General features: G+C 61.3%; 6 protein-coding genes and 1 pseudogene. 1 reads left to right on the top strand and 6 read right to left on the bottom strand.

What is annotated here, in order from left to right:
• Window positions 1-77: 77 nt before the first annotated feature.
• A complete protein-coding gene (locus GJ633_RS11900) occupies window positions 78-365 on the bottom strand; it encodes a hypothetical protein (RefSeq protein WP_156589001.1) in 288 nt (95 codons plus the stop codon).
• A 118-nt stretch (window positions 366-483) separates the two neighbouring features.
• Window positions 484-1,174, bottom strand: a pseudogene (locus GJ633_RS11895) (IS6 family transposase).
• Window positions 1,175-1,242: 68 nt separating this feature from the next.
• On the opposite strand from GJ633_RS11895, the gene GJ633_RS11890 reads away from it, so the two are divergent.
• Window positions 1,243-2,511 (top strand): hypothetical protein, encoded by a 1,269-nt coding sequence (locus tag GJ633_RS11890; RefSeq protein ID WP_156589000.1) that lies wholly within the window; start codon window positions 1,243-1,245, stop codon window positions 2,509-2,511.
• A gap of 132 nt (window positions 2,512-2,643) precedes the next feature.
• Here the strand turns inward: GJ633_RS11890 and GJ633_RS11885 are convergent, their stop codons facing one another.
• The 4 genes from GJ633_RS11885 to GJ633_RS11870 are packed head-to-tail and all read right to left on the bottom strand — an operon-like array spanning window position 2,644 to window position 7,107.
• Complete coding sequence (locus GJ633_RS11885) at window positions 2,644-3,735, bottom strand: ABC transporter ATP-binding protein (protein WP_156588999.1); 1,092 nt, start codon at window positions 3,733-3,735, stop codon at window positions 2,644-2,646.
• 27 nt (window positions 3,736-3,762) lie between these two features.
• Window positions 3,763-4,647, bottom strand: a complete 885-nt coding sequence (locus GJ633_RS11880) for a carbohydrate ABC transporter permease (RefSeq protein WP_156588998.1) — start codon at window positions 4,645-4,647, stop codon at window positions 3,763-3,765.
• Window positions 4,644-5,570 (bottom strand): carbohydrate ABC transporter permease, encoded by a 927-nt coding sequence (locus GJ633_RS11875; RefSeq protein WP_156588997.1) that lies wholly within the window; start codon window positions 5,568-5,570, stop codon window positions 4,644-4,646. Before GJ633_RS11875 ends, GJ633_RS11880 begins: the two co-directional genes overlap by 4 nt.
• A gap of 37 nt (window positions 5,571-5,607) precedes the next feature.
• Window positions 5,608-7,107, bottom strand: coding sequence for an ABC transporter substrate-binding protein (locus GJ633_RS11870; protein ID WP_156588996.1), 1,500 nt, complete (start codon window positions 7,105-7,107; stop codon window positions 5,608-5,610).
• Window positions 7,108-7,554: the final 447 nt, after the last annotated feature.

Raw genomic sequence — 7,554 nt, 5'->3', positions numbered from 1 at the left:
GGTCGTCTCGTTCTCAGTCGACGAACATCCGTCCGCCTCGATCCCACTTCAGTCCGTCGGATCGAATCCATCCTTCGTCATGGAGTCAGTCTAGGTACGACATCGTCCGTTACATCGTCCGTCGAACCATCGTCCGTCGACCCATCATCCGTCGAACCATCGTCCGTCGAACCATCATCCGTCGACCCATCGTCCGTCGTTTCGTTATCCCCGACGTCGTACTGTGACGCGAGGTCACTGTCCCCCGTTTGCTCGATACCGTCCGCGTCCCCCGCCGACGCGAGCACGCCCGGGGCCATCATGGAGGTGACCATGAGGAAGGCGAAGACGGTAGCGAGAAGCTGTTGCCGATCCGGGAATTGCATATGGGTTGAGTCTATATCGTAGTGACATAATTGTTTTGCTCATCCGAAACTTCTCGGACGAAAATATCACAGATCCGACCCGGCACAAACGACGAGAAAGCGCCACGCCTTAGGTCGATTAAGAGCTTCCTAACTCGCCCGTAAAGCAATAATTTATACGTAGTGTTGAGTATGGATTATTGAACGAAGTGATAAATGCTTGGAGCCAATTTTCAGTGGTCTCAGGCACAGTATGGCAGAAACAGCGTGAGAACGAAGAAGTACGATGCTTGAATTCTCAAAAAATCCGTTCGATGACGTTGGGAGTGTCCTTCCGTTCAGTCTGAAATCGGTGCCTAACCCTGACCAGCACAGTTTGGAGGTGTCGAGCACCATCGACTAGAAACACGGTTGATTCGACATCGTGTTTCTGACGAATTTCTTATAGAAACACCGCTGTTAGCGCAGTCGTTGTGGGGAAATAACCGCAGATACAGCAGGTCGTTTGTATCGGGATGACAGCTGCGTACAGCCAAATTGCGGATCATTGATCGAATTACAGTTTCGTCAGCGCAACGTAATTCGCGGTTTGGCCTTCTGTAGGCTGTAAATCGGCTTTCTCTCCCAATCGCAGATCGCTTTCGAGATCACTCGACACTCACTTCCTCAATGATAGAGACGGTTGCCGACAGCGATAATCCCGATAACTACAGTTGAATATCGAGCTTCATCGGACACTCGGATGTCCGCTGTCGCTCCACAGAATCCGAATCGATCCAGTTCGTGCAGCCACTGAGGCGGGCGACTCTGGCATAGACCACCAAAATCATCCCGCTTCACTCTTCATCCTTGACCAAACACGACCATTTATGCACTGTAAGGTGTTATCCGTCGGCAGATGAAACGTCCAAGTCCCCGCTTGGTACTCCTCGCCGCCCTGCTCGTGTTGTCGACGGCGTTTGCCGTCGCCCCCCTCGCCGCAGCGTCATCGTCGTACGACGTGTCCGTTGCCGACTCGATCGACGTGCCGGATCGCACGATCGAGATCGAAGGCGAGCGAGACGGGCTCACGTTTCGGATCGAGTTCGACATAACGTCTATCGCGCGCGTGGCGCCCGGCGAAGAAATTGACGTGGACACGACGGGGCCCGAAAACGGGAGCTACTACGCCGAGAAGTTCAACAGCGACGCAGATCGGCTGGCCTCGGCCGAGCTGAGCGGTGACGATTCGACGACGTTTTCGACGGACGGAGACGACCCCGGAACCTACCTCGTCGCGATACGCATCGACGACTACGAGATAGACGAGAGCGCCGTTCCGGTTGTCGTCGCGGCGTACGACGCAGAGTTGACGGTTCCCGAGGAGGCGGCACCGGGCGAGACGGTCAACGCCACCGTCGAACTCGAACCGTACGATCAGGAGCCGCCGATCGACTCCGTCGAACTCGTGCTGATGGACGGAAACGATCCGGACCCGATCGAGGCGACCACGACGGATAGCGGCAATCGCGTGTACGAGACCGAGATCACCGTTCCCGAAGACGAAGGTGAGTACACCGTCTTTTCGACGGTGTTCGGCGAGGAAGCGCTCACCGACTCCGAACAGGAGATGCTGGAGATCACCGAGACGAGCATCCAGGTGAGCGAAGACGCCGCCGAAGACGGTTCTGACGGATCGAATGAGGACGGTTCGAACGGAGACGACACCGACGGCAACGAGACGGACGATGGGTCCAACGGGAACAACTCCGCGCCCGACGCTCCGGACGATGACGAGTCGACCGATGACGGAGGAGACGGAGGCGGTGGCAGCGCCCCGGCCGGAGACGACTCGGACACCTCTGACGACGATTCGGATACCTCGGAAGAGGACGACGCGGACGCGAACACCCAGAACGGAGCCGACACCGACGGCGAAGACGACGGTGAAAGCGACACGGACGGCGAGGACACGGACTCGTCGACCGATTCCGGCTCGTCGGACGGTGGAGACGACGACGGGTCGTCGGACTCGGCTGACGACTCCGCAGACGGCGACGACGGGTCGATCGAACCCAACGAAGCGGACGACGACGAGGGTGCATCCGACGACCAGGCCCCGCTGACCGGGATTCCGCACTTCATCGCGGCGCTCCTCCTGTTGTCGGTGGTCGCCCGCCGGAGCTAGAAGGGAAGAGAGCCAGATTTAGGACCGAACCGCTCGGAGATTACTGTTGTTCTGACCACCGTGCTCGCGCTGGGCGTCGTAGCCGTGCTCGTGAGCCGCCGGGCCCGTCGCCGGTGAAGATCGGCGGAAGGCCTACGCTTCGCCCTCGGGGACGATGCGCTCGCTCCGCGAGGAGAGCCCGTCGAAGAGGTGACCCTTCCCGGGCGCGACGCGGACGTGTCTGTGCTCGCCCTGTTCGACTTCCACGTCGGGGTGGAGTTCCGCGAGGAACTCCTGGCCGCCCACGTCGAAGTGAACGATCTGGACGTTCCCGAGCAACTCGATGAGTTCGACCTTGGCCTCGAACGTGTAGTCGCCGGGCTCGTCGACGAGTTCGACGTTCTCCGGGCGGATACCCAGCGCCACCTCGCCGGTGACGCCGGAGAGACCCGACGGCAGGCCGAGGGTCACGCCGCTGTCGTACGCCGAGAACGTCTCGTCTTCGATACTGCCCTCGATGATGTTCATGCTCGGAGAGCCGATGAACTCCGCGACGAACCGGTTCGCCGGCCGCTGGTACATCTCCTTCGGTGGGGCGATCTGCTGGACCTCGCCCTGGTCCATCACCACGACGCGATCGCCCATCGTCATCGCCTCCTCCTGGTTGTGCGTGACGTGGATCATCGTGACGCCAAGCTCCTGCTGGAGGCTGACGACCTCCGCGCGCATCTGGGTGCGGAGCTTCGCGTCGAGGTTGGCCAGCGGCTCGTCCATCAGGAACGCCTGCGGGTCCCGGACGATCGCGCGGCCGAGCGCCACGCGCTGTTGTTGCCCGCCCGACAGCTGGGAGGGCTTCCGGTCGAGGAGCTCGGTGATCCCGAGGATCTCCGCGGCCTCCGCGACGCGGCGCTCGATTTCGTCGTCGTCCATGTCGCGAGCCTCCAGCGGGAACGACAAGTTCCCGCGAACCGAGCGGTGCGGGTAGAGCGCGAAAGACTGGAATACCATCGCGATGTCGCGGTTCTGGGGCTCGACATGGGTCATCCGCTCGCCGGCGATGCGGATGTCGCCGTCGGTTGGCTTCTCCAGCCCGGCGATCATCCGCAGCGTGGTCGACTTCCCCGACCCCGAAGGACCGACGAAGACGACCAGCTCGTCGTCTTCGATGGTCAACGAGACGTCGTCGACCGCCAGCACGTCGTCGTCGAAGACCTTCGTGACCTCGTCGAGTTCGATTCTACTCATTCGTAACCTCCGTGTATGTGTCGTCTATCATCCTTTTACCGCCCCCAGAGTGAGTCCCCGGATAAGGCGTTTTTGCATCAGCAGAGAGATGGCTATCACCGGCAGCATCGCGAGCGTCGACAGCGCCGCGACCTGGTTCCACAGCGTCTGGTGGCCGCCCACGAGCGTCGGGATGAGCGGCGTGAAGGTCCGCGTCGCGTCGCGCGTGAAGACGAGCGCGAACTGGAACTCGTTCCAGGAGAACACCCAGACCAGCAGCGTCGTGGCCACGATTCCCGGCATCACGAGCGGGAGGGCCACCTTGAAGAACGCCTCGAAGCGGGAGTAGCCGTCGATGAGCGCGGCCTCTTCGACCGCTTCGGGGATGTCCTGAAAGAAGCTCCGGATCAGCCACACCACCAGCGGAACGTTGAACGTCAGGTAGAGCAGCACCATCGCGAGGTACGTGTCGATGAGCCCCAGCTGTCGGAAGATGAAAAACAGCGGGAGAATCGGCGCGATGGGCGGGAACATCCGTAAAGAGAGGATCCAGAACGCGACGTGTTTTCCGCCGACGCGGTCGGGGTTGCGCGCGTAGGCGTACCCCGCAGGCACCCCGACAACTATCGCGACGGCCGTGGATCCGAGGCTGACGATCATACTGTTGATCAGGTTGTCGATCGCGCCGTTCGCGAAGAGGACGTTGATGTATCCCTCGATCGTGAAGTCGGGCGGGAAGAACGACGGAACGGCCGTAACCGTGTCTTCCGTCTGCTTGAACGAGGTGTTCAGCGTCCAGTAGAGGGGAAACAGCGTGATCGCCACGATGGCGCTGACGAAGGCCGTGATACCGATACGGCTCATCGCCCCCCGGAGGCTGATCGGCTCGTCACCTATCTTCCCGAGGCGCTCGCGCAGCGAGGAGGCGTTCATACGACCTGCTCACCTCCCTCACCGCGCTCCAGTACCCACAGGAAGATGTTCGCCAGCACCACGGCGAACAGCAACAGGAGCCAGCTCATCGCGGTCGCCCTCCCCATCGCGAAGTCGGAGAAGCCGAGGAGGTAGTTGTAGTACGTCCCCAGTTCCGAGGAGGTCCCCGGACCGCCTTGCGTCATGAGGTACATCTTATCGAAGAACTTGAACGCGTCCATCGCGCGTATCAGCAGCGCCACCGCGATGACGCCCTTCATCTGTGGGACCGTGACGTGGCGGAACGTGAACCACTTCGAGGCGCCGTCCATACGGGCTGCCTCGTAGAGGTCCTCGTTTATCGCCAGCCGCCCGGTGTAGAGGATGAGGATCATGAACGGCGTCCATTGCCAAATGTCCGCGATGAGGATGGCGTCCAACGAGAGTTGGGCCGAGGAGAGCCACGACGGCTCCGGGAGCCCCATCGCCCCCAGCAGGTGGTTGATGGGACCGAAGCTCTCATCGAAGAGCAGCCGCCACATCAACCCCGCGACGACGGGCGCCATCATCATGGGCAACAACAGGACGGTAAAGAGCAGGCTGTTCAACCAGCCGTCGGTGTAATTCGCCATGATCAGCGCGACGGCGAAACCGAGGACAAACTGCACCGTTACCCCGATACCGACGTAGTAGGCGGTGTTGATGATCGCGTCCCAGAAGCGACCGCTAGTCAGTAAATCGGCGTAGTTCGCGAGGCCGATGAACTCCGTGGTCCGGCTGGCGATGGTCAGGTTCAGGTTGGTGAAGCTGACGTACAGCGACCAGACCATCGGGATGATCACCAGCGCCAGCAGTATCAGGATCGCCGGGAGGGCGAACCAGTACTCTAGGTATTCGTTTCGGGTGGCCCGAGCGAGACGACTCGACTCCGTGTCGGATGACATGCTTGTGGACTCCGTAAGAAAGACGGGCGGACGAGCGTTAGTTGCTCGGCCAGAGGCCCGCGTTCTGCCACGCGTCGATGACGTTCTGGTACGCCTCGCGCTGGCTCTCACGACCCAGGTCGTCGACGATGCTGTTCCACTGCTCTTGGACGTTCGTGAGGGTCTCGTCGACGCCCTGCTCGCCCGAAACGAAGCTCGACATCTCGATGGTCATGGCCTGGATGTAGTTCTGCGCACCCGGCCAGTAGGGGATCGGGTACCCCTGTTCGAGCGTCGCCTGGACCGCGTTCGCGTACTCTTCGGCCTGTTCCATCGACGAGAAGGCGATCGAGGAGTCGGGCTGGCCGTCGCGGAACTCGTTGGGTTCCGTGAACAGCGCGGGGTCGTCGAAGTGGGACGTCCGGTACGGGTCGAGCCCGCAGTCCGGATCCGAGACCATGTGCCCGGAGAACGTCGGCCCGGAGATCTGCTGTGCGAAGCGGTAAGCCGCAAGCTTGCGGTCGTTCTCGACGTAGTTCGAGACGCCGAGGACGCGGCCCACGGGCATCGAGGAGGCGGCGTCCATCCCCTCGAAGCCGGGGATGGGGGCGCCGCCCCAGACGTCGGAGACGGTGTCGGAGGCCGCCGCCTTCTTCGGGACGTCGGTGAACTGGATGACCATCGCCGCGCGCTCGTTGAGGAACGCGTCGCGCAGGCCGGCGTAGCCGTAGGACGCGGAGTTAGGATCCGCGTACTGCAGGGTCTCGGCCCACGACTCCAGGGCCATCCGACCCGCCTCGGTGTCGATCTGCGGGTTCATGTCCTCGTCGAAGTAGATGCCGCCCGCGCCGCCGAAACGGGTGAGGAACCAACCGTACGCGTAGCTACGGGCGCCGAACGTCGCGACGCCGTAGTCGATGTCGTCGGTCTCCTCGGTGAAGTAGCGGGCGACCTCGTTGAACTCCTGCCAGGTGGTCGGGACCTCCTGGTCGTGCTGCTCGAAGAGGTCCTTGCGGTATACCAGCATGAGGACGTCGCCGTCGATGGGGAGCGCCCAGGTGTTTCCACCCCACTGGGTGTACATGTTCCGGTAGGGCGCCAGCAGGTCGTCGAACGCCGGGTCCCACCCCTCGATCTCCATCATCTCGTCCAGCGGGACGATGTGGCCGTTCTCCGCGAACTCCCCCAGGTACTGGGGGTAGAACGAACAGAGATCGAAGCCGGTGTCGCCGGTGGTGAACTCCGTGTTGAGCGTGCTGTACACCTCGGAGGGCGGGAACCCTTGGATGTTGCCGACGGAGACACCCGTACGTTCCTGAATGTCGTCGTTGAACCAGTCGAAGGGGTTCGTGTTGTGCCCCTCGTCCATCGCGTGGGTGATCTCGATACCGTCTACCGTGCCGTCGGGATCGTCCGGAATCGTGACCGGTTGATTGCCGCCACCGCCACCGCCGGTGATGATTCCCGTACAACCTGCCATCCCGGCCGCGAGAGCGCCCGCGCCGGTCTGCAAAACGCGACGCCGTGAGACGCCATCGGTAGTATCGTTGTTGTGCATCCGTTTTGGAATTTAACCTCTCTATTGTAATAAATGTACCTTAATGACGGTTAGGCACTCCCGACTCGTCGGGAACAGGAACCGGGTTAAATCGCCGGATTGCAACGGATTCGATGACATCTGGAACGCACGCGAAAGTCGACTGACTGACCGCGACGGAGCGAGGTGTCATCGAACGCTTTTCACGCCATTTTATTTCATAGTGAACGTTATGAATTATCCATTAGATCGTGTGTGCTAGTGGTACGAGATTTCGGGTGGAACTGCTCGATACGAGAGTGTTGTCAACGCGGAGAACATCTGTAAAGCCCCAGCCGCTCGGCGATACGTGGTCGATAGTTCCACGGCGAATACGTCCAAAGCCCCAGCCACGAGGACTTGGGGGCCTTGCTGCGCGCTTCAGTCGTTCGCTCCGCTCACTCCTTCAGTGCTTACTGCGGCCGCCGT

It is taken from the genome of Halorubrum sp. CBA1125 (assembly GCF_009742825.1).
In the GTDB taxonomy this organism is placed as follows: domain Archaea; phylum Halobacteriota; class Halobacteria; order Halobacteriales; family Haloferacaceae; genus Halorubrum.
The sequence above is the reverse complement of the archived record's forward strand: the minus strand, read 5'-3'. Positions and strand labels throughout refer to the sequence as shown.

Excerpts from the sequence above, each read along its gene's own strand:
- GJ633_RS11900 (WP_156589001.1), bottom strand. The coding sequence starts at position 365 with ATGCAATTCCCGGATCGGCAACAGCTTCTCGCTACCGTCTTCGCCTTC.
- GJ633_RS11890 (WP_156589000.1), top strand. The coding sequence starts at position 1,243 with ATGAAACGTCCAAGTCCCCGCTTGGTACTCCTCGCCGCCCTGCTCGTG.
- GJ633_RS11885 (WP_156588999.1), bottom strand. The coding sequence starts at position 3,735 with ATGAGTAGAATCGAACTCGACGAGGTCACGAAGGTCTTCGACGACGAC.
- GJ633_RS11880 (WP_156588998.1), bottom strand. The coding sequence starts at position 4,647 with ATGAACGCCTCCTCGCTGCGCGAGCGCCTCGGGAAGATAGGTGACGAG.
- GJ633_RS11875 (WP_156588997.1), bottom strand. The coding sequence starts at position 5,570 with ATGTCATCCGACACGGAGTCGAGTCGTCTCGCTCGGGCCACCCGAAAC.
- GJ633_RS11870 (WP_156588996.1), bottom strand. The coding sequence starts at position 7,107 with ATGCACAACAACGATACTACCGATGGCGTCTCACGGCGTCGCGTTTTG.